1 pseudogene is annotated in these 531 nt (G+C 54.0%); it reads left to right on the top strand.

Annotation, left to right across the window (positions count from 1 at the left end):
* Window positions 1–281: 281 nt before the first annotated feature.
* Window positions 282–531, top strand: a pseudogene (locus DVK07_RS21005) (universal stress protein UspA); the annotation flags it as partial.

Below are 531 nucleotides of genomic sequence, written 5' to 3' on the forward strand. Positions count from 1 at the left end.
GTAGCGGTGCCTATACTCCATCGCTATCCCTTGTTTAGAGATGTGTTTGCTTAATGGTTTGTACTACCGTGCGGCGATTCATCCCCTCCCTACTCGCTCGCAATACTCGCTCCTTGAGGAAGGGGCATTCTCGCCTCAATTCTGTAAGTCAGCAACCCATACGCTTTTTCTAGCGTCAGACACCGTATACACGCCTGAACGACGACTTGTTCGAACGAATATTGGTTCCGATTGCGAGTCCAGACGACGCTAAAGCGACTGCACGTGCGGTCCGGCCACAGTTGAACGCTGACACAACCCTGATCGTGACACACGTTACGCCGGGAACAGCCGCTGAGACGGCCGTCAAAACTGGCAGAGATCAGTTCGCGGGCGCGACTTACGAGAAGTTCGTCGACATCCTCTATCGCGATGATCTCCAGTTTGAATGGGCGACGCTTGAGGGAAGTGAGGTCGCAGAGGCACTCACTGACGCGATCGACATGATGGACGCGACACTTGTCGCCTTCACTCCTCGAGATTTGGATACGT

The sequence above is a fragment of the Halorubrum sp. Atlit-26R genome (genome assembly GCF_003666015.1).
GTDB lineage: Archaea > Halobacteriota > Halobacteria > Halobacteriales > Haloferacaceae > Halorubrum.